Origin of the sequence: Novosphingobium pentaromativorans US6-1 (assembly GCF_000767465.1) — a bacterium.
GTDB lineage: Bacteria > Pseudomonadota > Alphaproteobacteria > Sphingomonadales > Sphingomonadaceae > Novosphingobium > Novosphingobium pentaromativorans.
Genome location: NZ_CP009291.1, coordinates 1,823,349 through 1,844,309 on the forward strand (window position 1 = coordinate 1,823,349; position 20,961 = coordinate 1,844,309).

Genomic DNA, 20,961 nt, shown 5'->3' on the forward strand with positions numbered 1-20,961 from the left:
CAGTATGGCAACAGATATCATTATGCCCAAGATCGGCTTTTCGATGACCGAAGGCGTGCTTTCGGAATGGCTCATACAGAACGGCGCATCCGTCAAGGAAGGCGATCCCCTGTTCTCGGTTGAGAGCGACAAGTCCACCAACGAGGTCGAATCGCCGGCATCGGGTACTTTGACGATTTCAGCCGAAGCAGGGGAAACCTACGAGGTCGGAGCGATACTCGGCTCGATCGGGTAATCGTTTCCGCACAGGCCCTTAGCGGCATTGCGGAAACGTCCTGCGCGACGTTATCGACATGGGCTGACGATCGGCACGGCTTCACCGTCCGGACGCCCCCTTGGCGACAGACAAAAACGGGATAATTCTTGGGATGTTGGGTGTATTCAAGGCCCTCGGACAGGCGGAGCAGCGGTAATGGCAGAAAAAGAAGCACCACCGGCTCGCGCCATACGGCAGTTGCCCGCACTGGATGAGGAAAACAAAGCCTTCTGGACCGGAGGCGAACGCGGCGAACTGATGATCGTGCGCTGCAGCGGCTGCGAGCACTATATCCACCCGCCGCGCCCTCGCTGCCACCTGTGCGGCAGCAGCGCGGTGGCGCCTGTGCCGGTTTCCGGCCGCGGCAAGGTCAAGTCCTTTACCATCAATGCACAGGCCTGGATGCCCGGCCTGAAAATTCCCTACGTCGTCGCCGCAGTGGAGCTGGACGAGCAGGAACGGCTCTACGTCTTTTCCAACATCGTCGGTTGCCCGGTCCAGGACGTGCGCAGCGGCATGCCGGTCGAGGTCGAATTCGAAAACATCGAGGATGTCTGGATCCCCCTGTTTCATCCTGTGGAGCGTGTCGCATGAGTATGCTGGCGGAAAAACAGGCCTGCATCAGTGGTGCAGGCCAGTCCCAGGTGGGACGTCCATCGGACAAGAGCGCTCTGGCCCTGACCCTTCAGGCGTGCGAACGCGCAGTCGAACAGGCCGGCCTCTCGATGAGCGACATCGACGGACTGACGACTTATCCCGGCCCGATGCTCGACGCCGGTGGCCATTCTCCGGTCGGCGCGACCGAAGTCATGCTCAGCCTGGGCCTCCAGCCGACCTGGGTCGGCGCCTCGACCGAGGGTCATGCCCACATGGGCGCGATTTTCGAGGCGATCATGGCCGTTGCGTCAGGCCTGTGCCGCCACGTTCTGGTTTTCCGCACGGTGGGGCAGGCCACGGCCCGGATGAAGGATCGCAGTTCGACAGTTATCGGCAAGTCCGTGCCGCGCATTCGCGGCGGCATGTCGTGGTTCCTGCCCTACCAGTGCTATTCCGCCGTGAATATCTACGGGCTCTACGCTCAGGCCTATTTCGAAAAGTACGGGGCGACCCAGGAGCAACTCGGAGCGATCGCGGTGAATTCGCGGAAAATGGCGGGAATGAATCCCAACGCCATCTATCGCACGCCTATCACGATCGAGGATTATCTGGCCTCGCGGATGATTTCGACTCCGCTGCGGCTCTTCGACTGCGATACCCATGTCGACGGCTCGACCGCGATCATCATCTCGCATCGCGATACCGCTCCCGATCTGCGTCAGGCGCCGATCCTGATCGAATCGATGGGTATGTCGATCGAGGGACTGGGCTTCGGCGACCATACCGCGACCGATTTCGCATCCCTGCCCGCGAAGAAGGCCGGTGACATGCTGTGGTCGCGCACCGATCTGAAGCCCGCCGATGTCGACACCGCCCAGATCTATGACGGCTTCTCCATCCTGACGCTCATGTGGCTGGAGGCAGCCGGCATGTGCGGCCCGGGCGAGGCGGCTTCGTTCGTCGAGGGCGGCACCCGCATCGGCCTGGACGGCGAACTGCCGCTCAACACCAGCGGTGGCCAGCTTTCGGCAGGCAGGCTCCATGGCTTTGGCCATACTTACGAAGCATGCATGCAGCTCTGGGGCCTTTGCGGCGAACGCCAGGTCAAGGACGCCAAGACCTGCCTCGTGACCAATGGCGGGTTCGGCTACGGCGCCCTGCTCCTGCGAACCGACTGAGGAACGCAAATCCATGACTGATGATCTTGTATTGCGCAACGAAGCGGACGGCATCCTTGAACTGGTGCTCAACCGCCCGGATAAACTGAATGCGCTGACCCGTTCGATGTTCGATGCCATAGCGCAGGCGGTCGCCGATCTGCGCGAAAGACCGGACCTCAAGGTGATGCTGATACGGGGTAAGGGCCGCTATTTCTGCGCCGGTGTAGACCTTACCGATCCCCAGGGCGGACCCGGCTTCGGAGAAAGCCCGACCGGCGCCCGAACCTGGATGCGCCGCGATCTGATGGGCGGGATGCACTCCCTCTATGAAGAGATGGAGCGCATCGAGAAACCCATCGTCATTGCCCATCACGCAACTTGTGTCGGCGGTGGCCTGGAAATGTCGCTGTCTTGCGATTTCCGCCTCGCTTCGCAAAGTGCCGCTTACTGGTTCCCCGAAATGCAGCTGGGCATGTTGCCGCTGTCCAATGGCGTGGGGCGCCTGACGCGGATCATCGGCGCGCACTGGGCGCGCTGGATGGTCCTCGCCAACGAGAAGGTCTCGGCCGAACGTGCACTGACAATGGGCCTTGTCCATGACGTCTATCCGGACGACGTGTTCGAGGAACGGGTTCGCGCCTTCTGCATCAAGCTGGCCGGCTTCCCGACCGAAGTGATGGCTGCGGGCAAGTTAGCGCTGGAAATGGTGGAAGACCTTCCCGCCGATCAGGCACGCCAACTGGAACGGCTGACGTTCAGCTCGCTCGCCTTCACCCCCGACCAGAAGGCCATGTCCAAGAAGATGGTCGACAAGCTGAGCGGGCAGAAATCATGAGCGCCGGCAAGGACAATTCCGCGCAAGGTGCAGCTCAACCCCAGAGCCTGCCCGAACTGCTAGATTATTGCGCCCAGCGCTATGGCGACGATCCGGCCATCAGGGCCGAAGGGCTGACACTCTCGTTTCGCGAATTGCAGGCTGCGGCGGCCGACATGGCCCGCGGACTGCTTACTGCCGGGGTCGGCAAGGGCAGCCGGGTTGCGCTCCTCGCCGGCAATACGCCGTTCTGGATCGTGTCGTTCTTCGCTTCGGCACAAGTCGGCGCGCTCACGATTCCGATCAGCACGCTGGCCAGCCCTGGGGAACTGGCGCATATCCTGAGGCATAGCGACGCGCATTTGCTGCTTGCCGAGCGAACCTATGTCGGGCGCGATTACGGCCAGCTGATCGAACGCGCTCTTCCTTCCCTGTCGCAGGCCGTGGGCGGCGGACCGCTTCGCCTCCACGAAGTGCCCTATCTGCGATCGATCTGGCTTGACGATCCTGCCGGGCTGGAGTGGGCTGGCGACACCGGGGCGCTGATCGCGGCCGGCAAAAGCGACAAGGCGCTCGACGAAGCCTTCCTGGCCGGGATCAAGGAAGGCATTCACCCGAGCGACGATGGCGTCATCATCTACACCTCCGGGAGCACCGCATTGCCCAAGGCAGTGGTGCACGGGCACGGTTCGATGGCGCGGCATGCCCAGGTTCTGGCCGACAATCATTTTCCCACCCCGGGACACGACGTGCTGTGTGTCCTGCCGATGTTCTGGGTTGGTGGCCTCAGCATGCTGCTGGAAACCTTCATCAATGGCGGCTCCATCGTTCTGCCCGCAGGCGTCTCGCCCCAATCGGTTGCCACGGCGCTGCAGAAACTTGGCGCGGACATGCTGCATGGGTGGCATGCCCAGCTCAAGACCGTGCGGGACCTGATGCTGGAACAAGGCGCAGATATCGAAGGTATCCGCAACTTGCGCACCGAACGCCTGCCTGACGGCACACCGCGTCCGCCCGATCTTGTCCCCAATTCGCTGGGCATGACGGAGAGTTTCGGACCGCACTGCGCCTCGCCCGTCGGGACCTTGCTGCCCGAGGATCGACGCGGCGCATTCGGTCCTCCGATCGGCACGGGCGACCGCCGGGTGGTGAATCCCGATACGGGCGAGGTGCTCGAGCCCGGACAAGTCGGCGAACTGCAGCTTCGCGGCGGCGCCTTGATGAAGGGATATTACAAGCGCGAGCGCAGCGAGACATTCACGCCTGACGGCTACTTCGCGACCAACGACCTCGTTCGTATCGAGCCTGACGGACACATGTATTTCTCGGGCCGCCTTGGCGACATGCTGAAAACCAAGGGTGCCAACGTATCGCGCCTGGAAGTGGAGTCCGCGCTGCGCGGCCTGGACGGCGTTCGCGAAGTCGTCGTTTGCGGGCTTCCCGATCCGGAACTGGGTGACCGCGTGGTTGCTGCCGTCGCTCCGGCAGCCGACGCGACGCTGGACGAGGCCGCGATGAAGGCCGCCTTGTCGGAGCGCCTTCCCGCCTACAAGATTCCGACGGATATCGTGGTTATCGATCACGATGACTTCCTCTGGACGCCTTCGGGCAAGATCCGCATCGCCGACATGGCGCAGTTGATCGCTGGAAGGATCGGGCACTCAGCGTAACCCCTTGCACGAGTTGAAAGAATGACGGTTCCCTGCCGTCACAAGGAGAGGCACATGACCGGACAAGCACGCAAGCTGCGTGAACTTATCGCGAGCGGCGAACATTTCATCGCCGCCGACTGCTACAGCGCGCTCACTGCGCGGGTCGTCGAGAGGACCGGCTTCAAGGCGGCCTATCTGGGCGGCCACGCCGCAAGCGCTTTCCATTATGCCATTCCCGACAACGGCATCTACTCACAGGTTGAGCAGATCGAACTGGCCGCTCGCATCGCCGCGGTCATCGACATCCCGCTCGTCGTCGATGCCGATACACTGGGCGAAACGATCGCCGATGCCTTCCACTTCGTGCGCCGCTACGAACGCGCCGGAATTGCCGGCATTCACGTCGAGGACGAGGTGAACCCCAAGCACTCCTCGCTCGTGAATGGGCTGCTCCCGATCAAGGCCATGCAGGAGCGACTGGAGGCTTGCGCCAAGGCACGCACGGACCTGGTCATCATCGCACGCTGCGACGAGCTCTACCCGGTCGAATACGGCGGTGGCGGAAGCGGCTCGGTCGAAGCCGCCATCGAGCGAGGCCGGGCTTATATCGAGGCTGGCGCCGACGCCCTGATGTATCCGGTAGCCACGTCCGAAGCGACGGCAGCACTGGTGGAAGCGCTTCCGGGGCGCGTCATGACGATGGGCCCCACCGAGCCGGGCACGATCTGCAACCTGTCCACCGGCTGGGGATGGAGCGGCGCAGTCCAGACGCATATCGAGCGCTGCCGCACCTTGTTCGAAACGGGCCAGCTCGATGTCGAGATCGGTTTCGAAGACAAGGATGCGCTGATCCAGCAGGATCTCTACAACGAACTGATTGCAGACTGGGCACGCAAGTCCGGCCGGCAGACCCGCTAACCGGTCAGCGCGGTGCCGGCCAAGAGCTCCAGGGACTGCATCGGCTCAGATCCGGCCCGATGCGGTTGCCGCCAGCCGCGCGCCTTCGACGCAGATTGTCTCGTGATTGTGCAGAAAGAAGAAGACCAGAGGAGAAGACGCTATGCCGCATTGCCGACCGGAAGACATTCCCAGTGCCAAGGACCGTTGGGATTTCGTGGGCGACGATTATCGCACCGTTCACTGGGGCGATATGGAAGTCGGGCTGACGATCGTGCCCGAACCGCTCGACTGCACGCAGTTGTACAAGATGGGTCGACTTCCCGGCGGCGTGTGCCCCTGTCCCCATTACGGCTACATGTTCGAAGGCACGATGCGGGTGATCTATCCCGATTCCGACTTGCCCGATGAAGTCATCAAGGGCGGCGAAACCTTTTATGTCCCTGCCGGTCACGTCCTCAAGTACGAGGAGCCCAGCAAGGTTCTCGAACTCAATCCGGCCGCTGCCCTGAAGGAATGCATCGACGGAATGGGCCGTGCCTTTGCCGCGGGCGCACCGCTGCCTGGCGATGGCAGCGAAAAAGACTGATGATGAGGCGGTTGGGGGCTGGACCACAGGCCCCCAACCCCATTGGCCGCACTTGCGCTTTCGCAGCTATCGAAGGCAGAGAGTGATGGCTTGCCTTCAGGATGGCGGAAACGAGCCGATTCGCTGAAAGGAGCGACACCGGCGATCCGGCGACAGGGAAATCCCGCCGCCGGACATTACTCGGGCGATCAGCTCATTTCAAGACGACATGCAGCGCCGATATGCCGCGCTGCTCGATGCCGCCCGTGATGAAGGGGGCAGGCATATCCGGATCTATCCGCATATCGGGGAAGTGATCCATCAGCGCGTTGACCGCGACGACCATCTCGCTTTCCGCGACATTGCGACCAAGGCACATATGCGCGCCGAGCCCGAACCCGATATGGGGTTTGGCGGGACGATGAATGTCGAACTCACCCGGGTTGTCCCAGCGCAGCGGATCACGGTTCGCCGCCGCAAGACAGATATCGACGACGCTGCCTTCGGGAATCGCTACGCCGCCGATCTCGGTATCGGCAATGGCCAGACGGCTGAACACCGGATTGTTCGGGTTCCAGCGCATCGATTCCTGCACGGCGGGCTCAAGAAGCTTCCGATCGCTCCTGACCGCTTCCCAGCGCTCCCGGTCGTCAAGCAGTGCAAATAGCAGGATCCCCATTTGCCGCCAGCTCGTTCCGCCGCCAGCCAGCAAAAGCAGGCGGCAGAAGGTAACGATCTCCGCATCGGAAAGCTGGCGCTTGCCCTCGTCGGGAATATCCACCTCGGCGGCGATCAGCCAGGAAATGATGTCATCGCCCGGCGTCTTGCGGCGGATTTCGATCTGCTCCATCGACATGCGTGAGACAGTCGCCATGGCTTCCATCTGAGCCTGTGGCCCCTTGCGGGTTCCCATCGAGGCGATAAGGGCCTTGCGGAAGATCAGCGCATCATCGCCGCGCAGGCCGACTGCGGCCGAGATGGTGTGCACCGGTACACGTGCACACAACTCCATATTAAGCTCGGCACGGCTCTTCGTGCCCAGGTTTTCAGCGATGGCATTGACGATGTCATTGATCCACCGATCGCGCCACATGCCTACCGCGCGCGGCTTGATGAACAGCGATTGCGCCGCCTTGCGATGGGCGAAATGCTCGGGATTATCCATTTCCAGAATACCCAGCATCCGGTCATCCGTCGGATTCATATGGTAGATGCGGTTGGAAAGGCGTGCGTTATCGCGGAAAGCGGCTTCCGCTTCGGCAAAGGACAGAACCGTGAACCCTTTACGGCGGCCCTTCTCAGTTTCGATTACCGAGCGATGGCGATGCCAGAACGGCACGCCCAGCACTTCGCGCAGATATCCTTCCTGAACCGGGCCGCGCTCTCGCGCGGCTTCGATCAGACCGAACGGATCGACCTCGACAAGATTGCCAAGTTCGACGGCTTCGCTGCGAACATCATAGAGTTCGTCATACAGAGCATCGTCCGACTTCACAGCGTCCGCGATGGCATTAGACACAGCCTTTATCCTCCTTGAATTAATTCGGACCCGCGCGGAATCGTCGATATCCGCGTTTTCGCGAGCCCGAGTCCTGATTACCGGTTCCATTCACCGTCTATTCGAGATCCACAAGCAAAACCGTCATTTTCATCCCTGAAAATGCTCGAGAATCATTCTCGCATCCCGGTTCGCCCTCTTGTGGAAAGGGTATTCAACAGTTCAGCGGCGGTTTCTTCGCATCACGCCAGGAATCGCGATTGGCCAGCACGGTTTCGAGGGCCTTCTGCCAAAACGTCTCGGACTTGGAGAAATGCCGCAGATTCACTTCGGTCACGTGCCGAATCTCCAGCAGTTCCACGCCTTCCGCTCCGGGGCGGAACTGATAGGGCACGTCGCAAGGAACGAAAAAGCTGTCACGCGGACCTAGCGTTTGAGAGCCCAGGCGTATTGTACCTGCGACGATGTAATATAAACAATCGGCATTGTGGCTATGCAGCGGCAACGGATAGTCGTGCTTGAACCAAACGTGGGTCACGGAGAAGCCGGGCAGCTTTACCAGATACTTGATTTCAGCCGCGTCGTTGAGCCCGGATTCCTTGACCTGGTTCTGAAGCGGCAAGAGCCTTTCGGGCAAAGGTTCAATCAACAGCGAGCTGGGATTGTCGCGGGAATCGACCGCATCCTGGAAACGAAAGATCTCGAACTTCCCGGCCTGCGCCTCGCCGTTGCCCCCGTGCGCATCGCCGGCCCGGTCGACAGTATTGGTTGCCATAGTCTGCTTCCTCATTTTCATAAACTTTGTTCGCGCCCAACCTTTTGCAGGCCGGCGGCATCCCGCCAGTGACATCGATCCGCAGTATCCTTGTCACGCGATCAGCCCGTCGGACCCGGATCGCATGACGAATGAAACCCGTTGAGGTTCTTCATTCCGGGTCGCGTCCGAAAAAGCGTAGCAGCCTCGCGATACAAGGCAATCCTTCCTTTTTCCAGCACAAGCACGCAGGTTTTTACAGCCATGTGCAGACCCTGAAAATGTAGATGTTGTCGGGATTCGCCGCGTAGTGCATGAACCGTTTTAGAGCAGGTTATGTTAGAAAATCGGTTCCAACGCCCGATGACGAACCCTAGAAGGGGTTCGGCTGTTCGGAACGGCACCGCAATGACAAGGAGATGATAGCTATGATCATGAGCATAAGGGTTGGAACGAACGATATCGGCAAGGCCCGCGCGTTCTACAACGCGACTCTGCCCATTCTCGGCGGCAGCGAATCGCTCATGCCCGACACCGCGCCGATCGGCTTGTACAAGCTTTCGAATGGCCAGATGTTTCTGGTCGGGCCCGCAGCCGATGGGGAGCCTGCCACAGCGGCCAATGGCGGCACGATCCTGCTGATCGCCTCAGATGAGGCAGCGGTCGATGCCTGGTACGCGGCGGGCATGGAAAACGGCGGGATCGACGAAGGCAAGCCCGGCCCCCGCCCTCAGGTTCAGGGGCGTTATGGCGCTTACATGCGCGATCCTGATGGCAACAAGTTCGGCTGCTACGTGGGCAACCTGTTCGGCTGATTTCCCAGGCACGGCGTGTCGGCGCTTAACAAGTGTCCCGCCGTGCCGGTTGGCGAAAGCAAAAAAGTCGGGGGCGACATGCCATCGCATGCCGCCCCCGTTTTCGAAAATTAGGGACGAGACCTCTCTTTCGCCGAGGTCTTGCGCGTTTACTGAGCGATCTTGCGGGCGCGCAGATCAGCCAGTTGCTCGCTCGAATAACCAACCTCGCTCAGCAGTGCCTCGGTGTGCTCACCCATGTCCGGAGCCGGCTTGAAATTGACCGGGGCGGCGTGCCCGTCGAAGGTTGCCGGACCGGAGACAAGGCGCAGCGCGTTGCCTTGGACCTCGGTGTCGAAAATCATCTCATTTTCAATAACCTGTGGGTCGACAGCCATATCGAACACCGAACGGATGAGTTCCCAGGGGGCATCCCAAGCCTCGAAAAGGTCCTTCCAGTGCCCTTCCCAATTATGCTCGCCAATCTTGCCCGACAGGATCGCAATCAGCTCGTGAGCATTCGCCATCCTCACTGTATTGTCCGCAAACCGAGGGTCGTCGATCAGTTCGTCAAGCTTCAGCATCCGGCACAGGGTCGGCCAGTGCGGCCGCGGATCCAGCAGCATCAGCTGAATCCTGACGCCGTCCTTGGTCGTGTAAGCGCTCATCAGCGGGAAAGGAGCGCTGGCGCCGTGTACCTTGTAGCCTTCCACCTGCGAATAAGTGAGATCGGACGACAGCATCCACGCAGCCGTCTGCAAAAGCGACGTTTCCACGACCGACGGCTCGCCGGTCATCGCCCGCTTGAACAGCGCGCCAGCCATCGCAAAAGCCAGCGATATCGCACCGGAGTGATCGCCGAACGCCGGGCGCGGGCGGGTAATCGGGTTGCCGGGAACGGTGAAGGCATCGGCCATGCCGCCCCGTGCCCAGAAAGCCGAAGCATCGAAGCCCGGCTTGTTCGCTTCGGCGCCGCGAAAGCCTACGCCGTTGCCGCGGGCATAGATCAGCTTGGGATTGCGAGCGCGCAAGTCCTCGACGTCGAGACGCAGCCCCTTGATCGCCTTGGGGCGCAGGCTGGTAATGAAGATATCAGCTGTCTCAATTAGCTTGAGCAGGGCCTCACGCCCCTCCTCGGACTTGAGATCTAGCCCAAGGCTCTTCTTGCCGCGATTGTTCTGCTCCATCGCAAGGTTGGTCGTACCCACCTCGCGACCGTCACCGACTTTGAGGGTGCGATATGGGTCGCCAACTCCAGGCGTTTCGATCTTGATGACCTCGGCGCCCTGATCGGCCAGCAGAACGCTGGCCCCCGGCACAAACACATACTGTGCCAATTCGACAATACGAACGCCTGAAAAAATGCCCGTGGAAGGCATCCTTGTCTCCTCTCAAATGTTACTCGTGCAATCGCCTATCACAAGGCCTCGAATACTTACAACCGTAGATCTCTCCAGATTCAGAAATTAGCCGAACCGGGCCAGGCGCACGATCCGGTCTTCGAGCTCTGCAAGGCAGCGGCGAGGCACCAAACAAAGGCGCCCGATCCCGCGCTTGCCTGGCACCTTGATCCTGTGCCGGCGGCGCAAGGACTGCTCTGGCCGCAATCGTGGGCACAGGTTGATTTCGATCAAAGATAACGAGCATCCTCCAACGAATATGCGTGTTGCTGTCATGCCGAATGGTCCTCTCGCAGGACGCGGACAGCAACGGAGGATACCTTGCTAAGCATCACCGAAACCGATCCGCGGTACGTGCCGTTCGCGATCGAGGAACCCGAAAAGATTCCAGCAGCCCGCTACTTCGACGAGGAGTTTTACCAGGCGGAACTCGAACACCTGTGGCCTCGCGTCTGGCAAATGGCCTGCCGCCTGGAGCAAATCTCCGAAGTCGGTGATTGGGTCGAGTATTCGAATGTCGGAAAATCCGTAATCGTCGTCAGGACGAAAGACGGTATCAAGGCATTCCAGAACCACTGTCGCCATCGCGGCGTGCCGATTGCCGGGGGCAAGGGTAACGAGCACGGCAACTGCGCGAAGACGGGCTTTATCTGCCCGTTCCACGGTTGGCGCTGGAACATGGATGGTGAATGCACCTTCGTCTACGGCAGGCATCTGTTCAGCGACGATCTGCTGGACAAGGCCGACCTTGCCCTTCGCGAAGTGCGCGTCGAGCTGTGGGCCGGCTGCGTCTTCATCAATTACGACAAGGCCGCGAAAAGCCTGCGCGACTGCCTTGGTCCCATGGCTGACAATTTCGAAGGGCGCGGCATCGACGACATGCGGGTGGAGTGGTGGTACGCGACCGTCCTGCCGGCAAACTGGAAGATCGCAATGGAGGCTTTCATGGAAAGCTACCATGTGATGAAGACCCATCCGCAGTTGCAGCGCGCGTGGCCGGCGTTCTGGAATGCCATGTTCGGCAACGAAACAGGCGGGATCGGCTTGCCTACCAATCCTCATCTTGGCCCGCGCGAAAACATCGCGATGATGGTCAGTAACTTCGAGGCGTTGAGCGATGGCATGGGCGGCCTTCTTCACTCAAAGGAAATCGAGATCGCGCGCAGCCTGCTCGATATCCCCCTTCCCGAAAGTAACGACGAGGCCATTCCTTACTGGATGGAGCGTTTTCGCGCCGCAATTACGGAAACTTTGCGGGAATCCGGTGAGGCGAATATTCCTGACTACAACGAGATCGAGCTGACCCATCCCATAAACAAGCTCGAGTTCATTTTCCCGCACTACTTCCTGTTGAGCCCCTACTCCAGCTGCTCCTCCTATCGCATCCGCCCCCTTGGGCCGGAAAGCTGCATGTTCGAGATCTGGTCGCTTACGCATTACGCCGAGGGAGAGGAGCCTGCGCCCCCGATGGAACCGATCGTCCTGCCCTATGACAGCCAGGACTTCCCCATGATCCCGCGACAGGACTATGCGAACATTCCGATCCAGCAGAAGGGGCTGCATTCCGGATTGGAGTTCATGCGCCTGTCGAAGGATGTCGAGGGCCTCATCAGCAATTACCAGCGCGCGATAGACGGGTTCCTGGCGGGCCGCTCCCAGGAAGAGCTCGCGACCGCGATCACCCGCGTCACAGGCTCGTTCGACAAGGAAATCGCCGATCTGGGCTTCTGATACGGCAGGCCCATCGGGTCCAGCCCCTCTCGGCGCCCCGGGAACACACCATCGATTGGAATTGAGAATGTCAGGATCAACGCAAAGCATCGAGACGCACGACGAGAACCAGCAGTGGGTCTGCATGTACTGCGGGTACATCTACGACCCCGCCGAAGGCGATCCGGCCGGCGGGATACCTCCCGGCACTGCATTCGAAGACCTGCCGGACGACTGGTGTTGTCCCAACTGCAGCACCGAAAAGGATACCTTCGAGCCCGCCTCATAAGCGGAAGAACCATCAACGGAGAGGCCCTTCCAATGCAAGACACATCGACAATCGCCATCAACGACCAAAACCGTGGGGGCCTGTTCAGTCCTGACGATGAAGCAGAGGCCATGGGCTGGGATCGGTCGGAACCCTACCCTCGGTTTCTTGCCCTGCTCGAGGAAGGAAAGCCGGTTCGAGAAGGTGGCCTCGACCAGCTGATGGGGCTGCCGCCCCAGCTCCGGCAGGAAGAACTACGCGGCCGCAAGCACTATACCTTCCTGTCGTTCGATGCCGTCAACAAGGCTTTCATGGACAGCGAGCGGTTCACGAACCACGTCTATGACTACCTCTCGAAGCCGGCGCTTGGTGATACCCTGCTCAACATGGACGGCGCCCGGCACCGGCGTGTGCGCAATGTCGCAAAGCCCTTCTTCAAGCCATCCTTCGCCGAGACGTGGTGGAACGACAAGTGGATCGTCCAGGCAGTCGACGAACTGTTCGACCGGATCACGCTCAAGGATCACGCGGATCTCAACATGGAGCTTTGCGCTCCTCTGCCGATGAGTGTCATCTCGGCCGGTTTCGGCATTCCCCAGGAGGAATTCCTCAACTTTCGCATCGCGCTGACCGATATCATGACCAGCGGCCACAACGACCCCGCGAAAGCGGAAGCGGGCGGCCGGGTGGTCCAGGCGGTGCTGGGACGGGCCTTCGAAGAGCGGCGCGGCGACCCGCGCGACGATCTCATCACCAAGCTGGTTCACGCCGACTTCGAGGATGACGACGGCACCGTGCGCAAGCTCACCGACGATGAAGTGATGCGCTATTGCAACCTGATCGTCTTTGCCGGCGGCGGAACCACCTGGCGTCAGCTCGGGATCACGATCAAGGCGCTGATGGACAACCCGGACCAGATGGAAGCGTTGCGCGCGGATCGCTCGCTGCTGCGCCAGACAATCCAGGAATCCGCCCGCTGGTACCCCACCGATCCGCATTTCCTGCGCTGGATCGCACAAGACACTGAAATCGAGGGGGTGACGATCGAGGCTGGCTCGATCGCGTGGCTCTGCGTCTCCACGGCAAACCGAGACCGCACGCAATGGGACGACCCCGACCGCTTCGACATCCATCGTCCCGTCAAGCGCAACTTCGCGTTCGGAGCGGGAAATCACGCTTGCCTTGGCCAGCATCTGTCGCGCCAGGAAATGGAAGTCGCTCTCAACGCCGTACTCGATCGTCTTCCGGGCCTGCGCTGGGATCCCGAAAAGCCATCCTCGACCATTACGGGCGGCACCCTGATGCAACGCGGTCCCGACGCGCTGCATGTGCGCTTCACGCCCGGTCACTGAAAATCTCGACACAAAGGAGTTCATCATGTCGGTAACCGAACTGGAAAAGCACAGCCCGGCGGACAGTCTCGCCAACATCCGGCTGACTGACGCCGATGCCCACATCGACCCGCCGCATCATTTCTGGAAGGAATATCTCCCCGCGCACCTGCGCGACCTCGCCCCCGTGATCGAGGAAGGCGAGGAACATGACTGGGTAGTCTTCGAGGGCAAACGCCGGCCGCTGTTCATCCTCAACAACCAGGCAGGACGCTCCGACAGGAACTACAAGGCCAAGGGCAAGCTCGCCGAACTGCACCAGACATCGACCCCGGCACAGCGCCTGGCGGACATGGACCGCGACGGCGTGACCACCGCGATATTGTTCGGCGGCGGTCCGCTCGGCACGTCCAATTCGGAACTCTATATCGAGAGCTTCCGCGCCTATAACCGCTTCCTCGCGGACTTCTGCGCGGCCGATCCCAAGCGCCTGGTCGGCGTCGCCTATCTGCCCATGCGCGACGTGAACGAGACGGTCTCGCTGCTGCGCGAAGCGATCGCGCTGGGACATCGTTCGGTCAACATGCCTGCCTTCCCGCAGGCGGCCGACGGGATTTCGACTTCGGCCAAGGCCGGCAACATCCAGATGGCAGCAGGCGCCGCGCTGGCCGGCGACCCAAGCAGTACCGATTTCTACTGGCAGCCGGTGTTCGAACCGCTTTGGCGCGAGATCGTCGACAACGACATCGCCGTCACCTTCCACCTGGGCGGGCGGCTGCCGCGCTTCGGCGAGCCCCAGCACTTCCTTCCCGATCTGCTGATGAGCAAGCTGGCGATGGCGGAACCCGTTGCCATGGCGATCTTCGGCGGCCTGTTCGACCGCTTCCCGACCATGCGCTGGGGGATCATCGAAAGCGGCGTGGGCTGGATGTCATGGGCAACCGACTACATGGACAAGACCTGGGAAAAGCAGCGTTTCTGGTCGGGCTGCGACATCAAGAACCCGCCGAGCCACTACATGGACGCCAATATCTGGGGCTCGTTCATCCATGACCGCACCGGTGTGCTCAACCGCAATCTGCCCGGCGGACGCAACATCATGTGGTCTTCCGACTATCCGCATTCGGAAACCTGCTGGCCCAATTCGCGCGGCTCCATCGCCCACGACATGCAAGACATACCGTTGGATGACGTGCGCCAGATCGTCGATCTGCGCGCTCGTTCGTTCTTCCGGGTCGACTGACCTTCAGGCGGCCCCGGGTTCGTCGACCCGGGGCCATCGCCCCCTTTTGCCGGTTCCTCCTCGCAAGGCCGCCGCCACGGTCGGCCGACGACGACGACGCGCAGCGCGAACCGGACACTCAAGCGAGGAACATGAGGTGACAGTTCTTTCTGAAATCGGGCCGATGCTGGTCGACCCGAAGGCATATGCCGACGGCAGCATCTACGAAGCCTATCGGTGGCTGCGCCGCAACGATCCACTCGCCTCCATAGAGGTCGAGGGATACCAACCTTTCCGCGTCGTGACTCTTTATTCCGACGTCCAGTACGTAAGCCGCCACAATGCGCTGTTCCACAGTTCGCCCAATCCCACGCTAAGTCCAATCTCGCGCATGAAGCTGGTCCGGGAACTCACCGGCAGCACTTCCCCGATCAAATCGCTGGTCGACATGGATCCGCCGGAGCACGGCAAGTATCGCGCCTTGACCAGCCCATGGTTCCAGCCCGGCAATCTCAAATCCCTCGAGGGCCGCATAAGGGACATCGCGCGCGAGATGGTCGAGCGGATGGTCGACGCGCGGTGTCAGTGCGATTTCGCCCGGCTCGTGGCGCACGAGTTTCCCTTGCAGGTGATCCTCGAAATCCTTGGCCTGCCCCGGGAAGACCATCCGGTCATGCTCAGGCTGACCCAGGAAATGTTCGGCGCGACCGATCCCGACGTCCTGGGCAATCGCTCCGCGACAAACGACAGCGCATCCGCTTCCGATCTTGGCGCGGTTCGGGAGATGATGGCGTATTTCGACAAGCTGACCGAAGATCGCCGGGCCCACCCGACCTCCGACCTGGCCTCCGTCATCGCCAATGCCCGTATCGACGGCGAACCGATGGGCCATCTAGAGACCATGGGCTATTATGTGATCACGGCGACAGCCGGACACGATACGACATCCTCGTCAATCGGCGGCGCTATGTGGGCGCTGGCCGAGCATCCCGATCAGTTCGCTCGCCTCAAGGCGGACATGAGCCTGCTGCCGACGATGATCGACGAGGCGATCCGCTGGACAACGCCGGTGAAGCATTTCATGCGCACCGCAACCGCCGATACCGAAATCGGGGGCAGGCCCGTCAGGGAAGGCGAGCGGCTGATGCTGTGCTACGGCTCGGCCAATCGCGACGAAAGCGTGTTCGACGATCCGGACACGTTCCGCCTGGATCGAAAACCGAACCGCCACCTCGCCTTCGGATATGGCGGCCACTTGTGCCTTGGCCAGTACCTTGCCCGCATCGAAATGCGCATACTCTTCGAGGAGTTGCTGCCGCGGCTTTCCTCGCTTGCGCTCGACGGCGAGCCGGCGATGACCGAAGCGATATTCGTCAGCGGCCCGAAGCGACTTCCGATCCGCTACGAGATTGCCCCTCCGGTCGGCGCGCCAAGGGTGGCGGACGCGGAGCCGAATTGCCCCGCCTGATCCCGACCCGCGATACCATGCCCGGTTCGAGCGCCAGCAGCACCGGGTCTTGCAAAATATGGCGCGATTGCCGGGCGCGATTGCCGGACGCGATCCGGTCATGACCGGCAACGCCCGACCGGCAGCGCCGCCATCGCACCGAAAACATGCCGCAACCCGGCGTCGAGCGGCACCGCAATCTGCCGCGATGACAAAGATAGAAAGAGGTTTCAGATGATGGATGTCACGGCGATCAAAGCACAGGATTACGATCCCTTTTCGCCCGAAGTAATGCGAAACCCACTGCCCTATTATGCAGAACTTCGCAGATCCGATTCTATATTCTATAGTGCCAAGTACGACGCTTTCTTCCTTTCGCGCTTCAGCGATATTCTCGAACTACTCGGTTATACCGACAACACTTTCATCGCCAGCGAGGGCACCCTTCCCGTGCCTGCCGCGCTCGCGGTCCACAATGCCGGTGCGCCCGCCTTGCCACCCACAAACCCCTTCCCGCTCTCGCAGCGCCTGGGAATGCCGATCCACGGTGAAGTCCGGCGGGCTCACATGAAACCGCTGCTGCCACGGTCCGTCACGGAGCTGCGCGACTTCGTTTCGAAACGCGCCAACGAGCGCCTGGACGAACTCATTGCGCAACGCCACTTCGATCTCACGCGCGAATTTGGGGGTATCGTCTCCGGCAACGTGATCGCCCGCCTCCTGGGAATGCCTCTCGAGCTTGGAGAGACTGTACTCGACCTCGTCAATGCGGGCTCGCTTGCCGATCCAGTCACCGGCGGAGTCGATACTCGCGCGGCTGCGCAGAAGGTGATCGCCTTGATCTTGCCGTGGGTCGAACGGCGTTTCGAGGCTGGCGCCGATGGCAGCTATCCGCTGATCGACGGGATGATAGGCTATCGCTTCGAAAACGAGGCGCTCACGCCCGAACAGGTTGCCCAGCAGATCGCCTGCGCCGTCATCGGCGGGGTCGAAACGGTACCCAAGGTCGTTGCACACGGACTGATGGAACTCAATGCGCGGCCGGAACAGATGGCTGCCGTACGCGCCGATCTGAAGGCCGCCGTACCGAAGCTGGCGGAAGAGATGATCCGCTTTTGCGCGCCAGCACAGTGGTTCATGCGAACGGCCCACAAACCCGTTACGATTGCCGGGCAAAGGATCGAACCGGGACAGCGGGTTTTCTACATCGCCGCCTCAGCCGCGCGTGACGAGCGCGAGTTCGACGAACCTGACGAATTTCGCTGGGACCGACCCATTCGCCGCACCCTGGCGTTCGGCCACGGCATGCATTTCTGCATCGGCACGCATCTGGCGCGCATGGAGGTTCAGGTGCTGGTCGAGACATTCCTGAGCCGCGTGCACCGCTTCCACTTCGACCTCGAAGAATCGGTGCGCCTGCCATCCAGTTTTCAGTGGGGCTGGAACAGCCTTTCCGTTTCGATCGAGGAGGCCGAATGATGAACCATGCGATACCGTCCCACCGCCGACCGCTGCGCTACGCGATCATCGGCGGCGGCATGTCCGGCCTGCTTGCCGGCATCAAGCTGAAAGAGCGCGGGGAAGACGATTTTACGATCTTCGAGAAAGCCGAGGCCATCGGCGGGACCTGGCGCGACAATCGCTATCCTGGAGTGGCCTGCGACACTTCGGCCCATTCCTATACCTTCTCGTTCGCTCCCAATCCGGACTGGAGCAGCTACTTCGCGCCCGGCGGCGAAATCAGACAGTATTTCGAGCGCCTCGTCTCACGCTACGGCATCGCTCCCCACCTTCGTCTGAACACGCAGGTGACCGCATGCGATTGGCGCGAGGATCACTGGCGGGTCACGACCGCCGACGGATCGAGCCTCGATGTCGATGTCGTGATTGCAGCCAGCGGCGTGCTCCACCACCCCAACATTCCAGAGATTCCGGGCCTCGATACCTTTTCCGGTGCACGTTTTCATTCCGCTCAATGGGATGATGGCGAACCCATGGAGAAACGCCGTATCGGCGTGATCGGCAATGGATCGACCGGTGTCCAACTCGTCTCTGCGCTGGCCGGTACCGCTGCCCACCTCGTCCACTTCCAGCGCACGCCCCAGTGGATCATGCCATGCACGAACCGCAAGTTCACCGAAGCGGAGAAGCAGGAATTCCGGACCGATCCGGCGAAACTCGAGGCTGCGCGCAACGATCCGGCAGCAGTCGCACGGCGCGCGCGCTTCACGGCTGCAATTATCGATGCCCAGTCGCCCGAACTCCTCGAAATCCAGGAGGAAGCGGAGCGCAACCTCGATCAGAGCGTGCGCGATCCCGCACTGCGCGAGTTGCTGCGCCCGGACTATCGCGCAGCCTGCAAGCGACTGGTCTTTTCGGAAGACTACTATCAGGTCGTGCAACAGCCCAATGTCACGCTGGCCATGGGCGGAATCGAGCGGATCGAACCTTCAGGCGTAAGGATGGCCGACGGCACCTTCCACGAGTTGGACGTGATCGTCCTGGCAACCGGGTTCAAGACCAACCAGTTCATTCGCCCAACGCAAGTGAAAGGCGTCGACGGAAGACTTCTGGACGATGCCTGGGCCCCGAATCCCACCGCCTACTATGCCGTATGCGTTTCCGGGTTTCCCAATTTCTTCATGCTCAACGGCCCGACCGGACCCGTCGGCAATTTCTCGCTGACTGACATAGCCGAAAGGCAATGGGGCTATATCGATCAACTGATCGACGAGCTTCGCGCAGGACACTGCGTAGCGATAAGCCCTTCGCCCGAAGCCCATGCCGAGTACGACCGACAGAGAGAAGAGGCATCCCGCGAGACTGTCTTCGCTTCGGGTTGCAAGTCCTGGTACCTCGATGCAGCAGGAGTGCCGCAGATCTGGCCATGGAGCTATGCGCATTTCATCGAAGTGATGCGTGAACCGTGCCTCGACGACTTTGTCCTGAGAAGGTCACTCACGCCAGCCTGAACCACCGCAGCGGTTTTCGCGCCGGATGCTGCGACCGGACCTGGCTTTGAACAAGTCCGGTCGCAGCACCGCCAAAGCACGTCGTAGCCGGCTGTGGCTCAGGCAACGCTTCGCCCGACCCTGCGCGCGCACAGGAGATAATGGACGACGGACCACAGCAGAAGGCCGCAGGTTACGAGCAGAGCATAGCGCAGGCTGTCTTCGCCATATGCCGGAGCCAGCAGGTCGCTCAGCGCCCCCACGATATACGGTCCGAAGCCCGAGCCCAGAAGCGAAGAGGCGAAGAGCACCATCGATACGGCCGTGGCCCGCTGATGCGGCTGCGTGAACGACTGGATCGCGGCCAGCGCGACGCCGCCGCCGAAAGAGGAGAAATAGCCGGCGACAGTCTTGAGGATCAAGGCCACGAAAGCGCTCGAGGTGGTCAACATGATCGCGTAGAGCGGCACCGATGTGAAATACGTCAGGGCCGGCAGCCAGATCTCCCAACGCGCATCGCGCCGCAACAATGCTGCGGTGACCATCCCGCCAGTGAGTAGGCCCAGCACACCGCTCACCCCGCTTGCCGTGCCGATCCACACACCGACCTCGGCCAGGCTCATCCCGAAACTTCGCAGAAAGTAGGTTGGAAACCAGAGGCTGACACCGGTCATGCACCCGGCGCTGAGTGAATAGGCGAGCATGATGTGGACGAAGGCCGGACGGCGCAGCAAGGTCTCGAAACCGCGCCAGTAGGATTCGTGGCTCGTGGCCGTGCCGAACTCGCGCTGCGGTTCGCGCACGGTCAGCTTGATCAGCAGGGCCAGCGGCAGACCGGCGCAACCGATGACAAGGAGGCAGGTGCGCCAGCCGAGATATTCCGCCATCAGCCCTACTGCGGCCACGCCGACACTCAAACCCAGGACTGCGCCGCATTGAAAGACGCTGATCGCCAATGCCCGGCGCTCGCGGGAAAAATAATCACCGATGAGTGCGTGCGCCGGCGGCACACAACCGGCCTCCCCGACCCCGACGCCGGAACGGGCCAGAAACAGTGTTATGAAGTTCCTTGCGTGGCCGGACACGATCGTCATGACGCTCCAGAGCGCCAAGCATATCGAAAGTACCCGCACCCGCGAACCCCGGTCTGCGATGCGCGCCAGGGGCAAGCCCAGCGTTGCGTAGAAAAGAACGAAGGCGAAGCCAGTAAGCAGGCCGAGCTGCGTGTCGCTGAGATTGAGGTCCTGCTTGATCGGCTCAGCCAGGATCGCCAGCGCCATCCTGTCCATATAAGCGAAAAAGCTGAGCGCCGTCAGGCAGGTCAGCACGTAGGCCTTGCGTGCCGTCGAAATCACTTCGGCCGGCGATTCCCGCATTACATCCAATGCAAACTCCCCCAGAATGTCATAGATCCAGTGCTGTCCGCCTCTTGCGATTACGGACTGCCCGCTCCGGCGAAAAGGCCCGCCAGGTTTGTATTAGGGCGGCATTGCATGAAATCGCTCCGACGCAAAGCGGTGCTTCACCCGGCGCTGGCGCAACAAGCGCCGGAATGACGCATAACTGCAGTTTTTTATACGCCTGGGCAGAATGAAAACGGTTCGTCGTATTCGTGCACTTGTAATCGGGAGCACCGCAAACC

At 61.2% G+C, this 20,961-nt stretch carries 19 protein-coding genes; 15 read left to right on the forward strand and 4 right to left on the reverse strand.

Annotated features, from left to right (window positions below; all coding sequences use genetic code 11):
- The first annotated feature begins 4 nt into the window (after window positions 1-4).
- The 7 genes from JI59_RS08405 (at window position 5) to JI59_RS08435 (ending at window position 5,965) form a co-directional block, all read left to right on the forward strand.
- Entirely contained in the window at window positions 5-235 is a 231-nt protein-coding gene (locus JI59_RS08405; RefSeq protein ID WP_038575842.1) for a biotin/lipoyl-containing protein, read from the forward strand.
- 177 nt (window positions 236-412) lie between these two features.
- Window positions 413-850, forward strand: a complete 438-nt coding sequence (locus JI59_RS08410; protein ID WP_007013191.1) for a Zn-ribbon domain-containing OB-fold protein — start codon at window positions 413-415, stop codon at window positions 848-850.
- A complete protein-coding gene (locus JI59_RS08415; protein WP_038575843.1) occupies window positions 847-2,031 on the forward strand; it encodes a thiolase family protein in 1,185 nt (394 codons plus the stop codon). Before JI59_RS08410 ends, JI59_RS08415 begins: the two co-directional genes overlap by 4 nt.
- A 13-nt stretch (window positions 2,032-2,044) precedes the next feature.
- On the forward strand, window positions 2,045-2,848 hold the full coding sequence (locus JI59_RS08420; RefSeq protein WP_007013189.1) for an enoyl-CoA hydratase/isomerase family protein: 804 nt from the start codon (window positions 2,045-2,047) through the stop codon (window positions 2,846-2,848).
- Entirely contained in the window at window positions 2,845-4,497 is a 1,653-nt protein-coding gene (locus JI59_RS08425; RefSeq protein ID WP_007013188.1) for a class I adenylate-forming enzyme family protein, read from the forward strand. The genes JI59_RS08420 and JI59_RS08425 overlap by 4 nt, the downstream gene beginning before the upstream one ends.
- Window positions 4,498-4,551: 54 nt before the next feature.
- Window positions 4,552-5,397: an isocitrate lyase/PEP mutase family protein gene (locus JI59_RS08430; RefSeq protein WP_007013187.1), complete on the forward strand. Its 846-nt coding sequence runs from the start codon at window positions 4,552-4,554 to the stop codon at window positions 5,395-5,397.
- A 142-nt stretch (window positions 5,398-5,539) separates the two neighbouring features.
- The gene (locus JI59_RS08435; protein WP_007013185.1) at window positions 5,540-5,965 is read left to right on the forward strand and encodes a cupin domain-containing protein; all 426 of its coding nucleotides are present in this window, start codon (window positions 5,540-5,542) and stop codon (window positions 5,963-5,965) included.
- Between the two features lie 193 nt (window positions 5,966-6,158).
- Here the strand turns inward: JI59_RS08435 and JI59_RS08440 are convergent, their stop codons facing one another.
- Both JI59_RS08440 and JI59_RS25620 read right to left on the reverse strand, forming a co-directional pair.
- Window positions 6,159-7,463: a cytochrome P450 gene (locus JI59_RS08440; protein WP_238532523.1), complete on the reverse strand. Its 1,305-nt coding sequence runs from the start codon at window positions 7,461-7,463 to the stop codon at window positions 6,159-6,161.
- Window positions 7,464-7,656: 193 nt separating this feature from the next.
- Window positions 7,657-8,292 (reverse strand): cupin domain-containing protein, encoded by a 636-nt coding sequence (locus JI59_RS25620; protein ID WP_174888130.1) that lies wholly within the window; start codon window positions 8,290-8,292, stop codon window positions 7,657-7,659.
- Window positions 8,293-8,630: 338 nt separating this feature from the next.
- On the opposite strand from JI59_RS25620, the gene JI59_RS08450 reads away from it, so the two are divergent.
- Window positions 8,631-9,011, forward strand: coding sequence for a VOC family protein (locus JI59_RS08450; RefSeq protein ID WP_238532522.1), 381 nt, complete (start codon window positions 8,631-8,633; stop codon window positions 9,009-9,011).
- Between the two features lie 149 nt (window positions 9,012-9,160).
- On the opposite strand, the gene JI59_RS08455 is transcribed toward JI59_RS08450, so the two are convergent.
- Window positions 9,161-10,369 (reverse strand): CaiB/BaiF CoA transferase family protein, encoded by a 1,209-nt coding sequence (locus JI59_RS08455; RefSeq protein WP_007013180.1) that lies wholly within the window; start codon window positions 10,367-10,369, stop codon window positions 9,161-9,163.
- A 342-nt stretch (window positions 10,370-10,711) separates the two neighbouring features.
- Between JI59_RS08455 and JI59_RS08460 the strand changes: the two genes are divergently transcribed.
- From JI59_RS08460 to JI59_RS08490, 7 genes are all read left to right on the forward strand, one after another.
- Entirely contained in the window at window positions 10,712-12,121 is a 1,410-nt protein-coding gene (locus tag JI59_RS08460; protein ID WP_238532521.1) for an aromatic ring-hydroxylating oxygenase subunit alpha, read from the forward strand.
- 67 nt (window positions 12,122-12,188) lie between these two features.
- Window positions 12,189-12,389 carry a rubredoxin gene (locus tag JI59_RS08465; protein WP_007013177.1) on the forward strand — a complete coding sequence of 67 codons (201 nt, stop codon included), beginning with the start codon at window positions 12,189-12,191 and terminating at the stop codon, window positions 12,387-12,389.
- Window positions 12,390-12,421: 32 nt separating this feature from the next.
- Window positions 12,422-13,720: a cytochrome P450 gene (locus JI59_RS08470; RefSeq protein ID WP_007013176.1), complete on the forward strand. Its 1,299-nt coding sequence runs from the start codon at window positions 12,422-12,424 to the stop codon at window positions 13,718-13,720.
- A gap of 25 nt (window positions 13,721-13,745) precedes the next feature.
- Window positions 13,746-14,942 carry an amidohydrolase family protein gene (locus JI59_RS08475; RefSeq protein WP_038577362.1) on the forward strand — a complete coding sequence of 399 codons (1,197 nt, stop codon included), beginning with the start codon at window positions 13,746-13,748 and terminating at the stop codon, window positions 14,940-14,942.
- Window positions 14,943-15,078: 136 nt separating this feature from the next.
- Window positions 15,079-16,389, forward strand: coding sequence for a cytochrome P450 (locus JI59_RS08480; protein WP_007013174.1), 1,311 nt, complete (start codon window positions 15,079-15,081; stop codon window positions 16,387-16,389).
- A gap of 213 nt (window positions 16,390-16,602) precedes the next feature.
- Window positions 16,603-17,847, forward strand: coding sequence for a cytochrome P450 (locus tag JI59_RS08485; protein WP_007013172.1), 1,245 nt, complete (start codon window positions 16,603-16,605; stop codon window positions 17,845-17,847).
- Window positions 17,847-19,340 (forward strand): flavin-containing monooxygenase, encoded by a 1,494-nt coding sequence (locus tag JI59_RS08490; protein WP_174888129.1) that lies wholly within the window; start codon window positions 17,847-17,849, stop codon window positions 19,338-19,340. Before JI59_RS08485 ends, JI59_RS08490 begins: the two co-directional genes overlap by 1 nt.
- Window positions 19,341-19,438: 98 nt before the next feature.
- Here JI59_RS08490 and JI59_RS08495 read toward each other — a convergent pair whose 3' ends face one another.
- Window positions 19,439-20,695, reverse strand: coding sequence for a spinster family MFS transporter (locus JI59_RS08495; RefSeq protein WP_007013170.1), 1,257 nt, complete (start codon window positions 20,693-20,695; stop codon window positions 19,439-19,441).
- Window positions 20,696-20,961 lie beyond the last annotated feature (266 nt).

Coding starts and splice junctions, on each gene's coding strand:
- JI59_RS08420 (WP_007013189.1), top strand. CDS start 2,045: ATGACTGATGATCTTGTATTGCGCAACGAAGCGGACGGCATCCTTGAA.
- JI59_RS08410 (WP_007013191.1), top strand. CDS start 413: ATGGCAGAAAAAGAAGCACCACCGGCTCGCGCCATACGGCAGTTGCCC.
- JI59_RS08405 (WP_038575842.1), top strand. CDS start 5: ATGGCAACAGATATCATTATGCCCAAGATCGGCTTTTCGATGACCGAA.
- JI59_RS08455 (WP_007013180.1), bottom strand. CDS start 10,369: ATGCCTTCCACGGGCATTTTTTCAGGCGTTCGTATTGTCGAATTGGCA.
- JI59_RS08495 (WP_007013170.1), bottom strand. CDS start 20,695: ATGCGGGAATCGCCGGCCGAAGTGATTTCGACGGCACGCAAGGCCTAC.
- JI59_RS08490 (WP_174888129.1), top strand. CDS start 17,847: ATGAACCATGCGATACCGTCCCACCGCCGACCGCTGCGCTACGCGATC.
- JI59_RS08475 (WP_038577362.1), top strand. CDS start 13,746: ATGTCGGTAACCGAACTGGAAAAGCACAGCCCGGCGGACAGTCTCGCC.
- JI59_RS08415 (WP_038575843.1), top strand. CDS start 847: ATGAGTATGCTGGCGGAAAAACAGGCCTGCATCAGTGGTGCAGGCCAG.
- JI59_RS08485 (WP_007013172.1), top strand. CDS start 16,603: ATGATGGATGTCACGGCGATCAAAGCACAGGATTACGATCCCTTTTCG.
- JI59_RS08435 (WP_007013185.1), top strand. CDS start 5,540: ATGCCGCATTGCCGACCGGAAGACATTCCCAGTGCCAAGGACCGTTGG.
- JI59_RS08425 (WP_007013188.1), top strand. CDS start 2,845: ATGAGCGCCGGCAAGGACAATTCCGCGCAAGGTGCAGCTCAACCCCAG.
- JI59_RS08450 (WP_238532522.1), top strand. CDS start 8,631: ATGAGCATAAGGGTTGGAACGAACGATATCGGCAAGGCCCGCGCGTTC.
- JI59_RS08465 (WP_007013177.1), top strand. CDS start 12,189: ATGTCAGGATCAACGCAAAGCATCGAGACGCACGACGAGAACCAGCAG.
- JI59_RS08430 (WP_007013187.1), top strand. CDS start 4,552: ATGACCGGACAAGCACGCAAGCTGCGTGAACTTATCGCGAGCGGCGAA.
- JI59_RS25620 (WP_174888130.1), bottom strand. CDS start 8,292: ATGTCACTGGCGGGATGCCGCCGGCCTGCAAAAGGTTGGGCGCGAACA.
- JI59_RS08470 (WP_007013176.1), top strand. CDS start 12,422: ATGCAAGACACATCGACAATCGCCATCAACGACCAAAACCGTGGGGGC.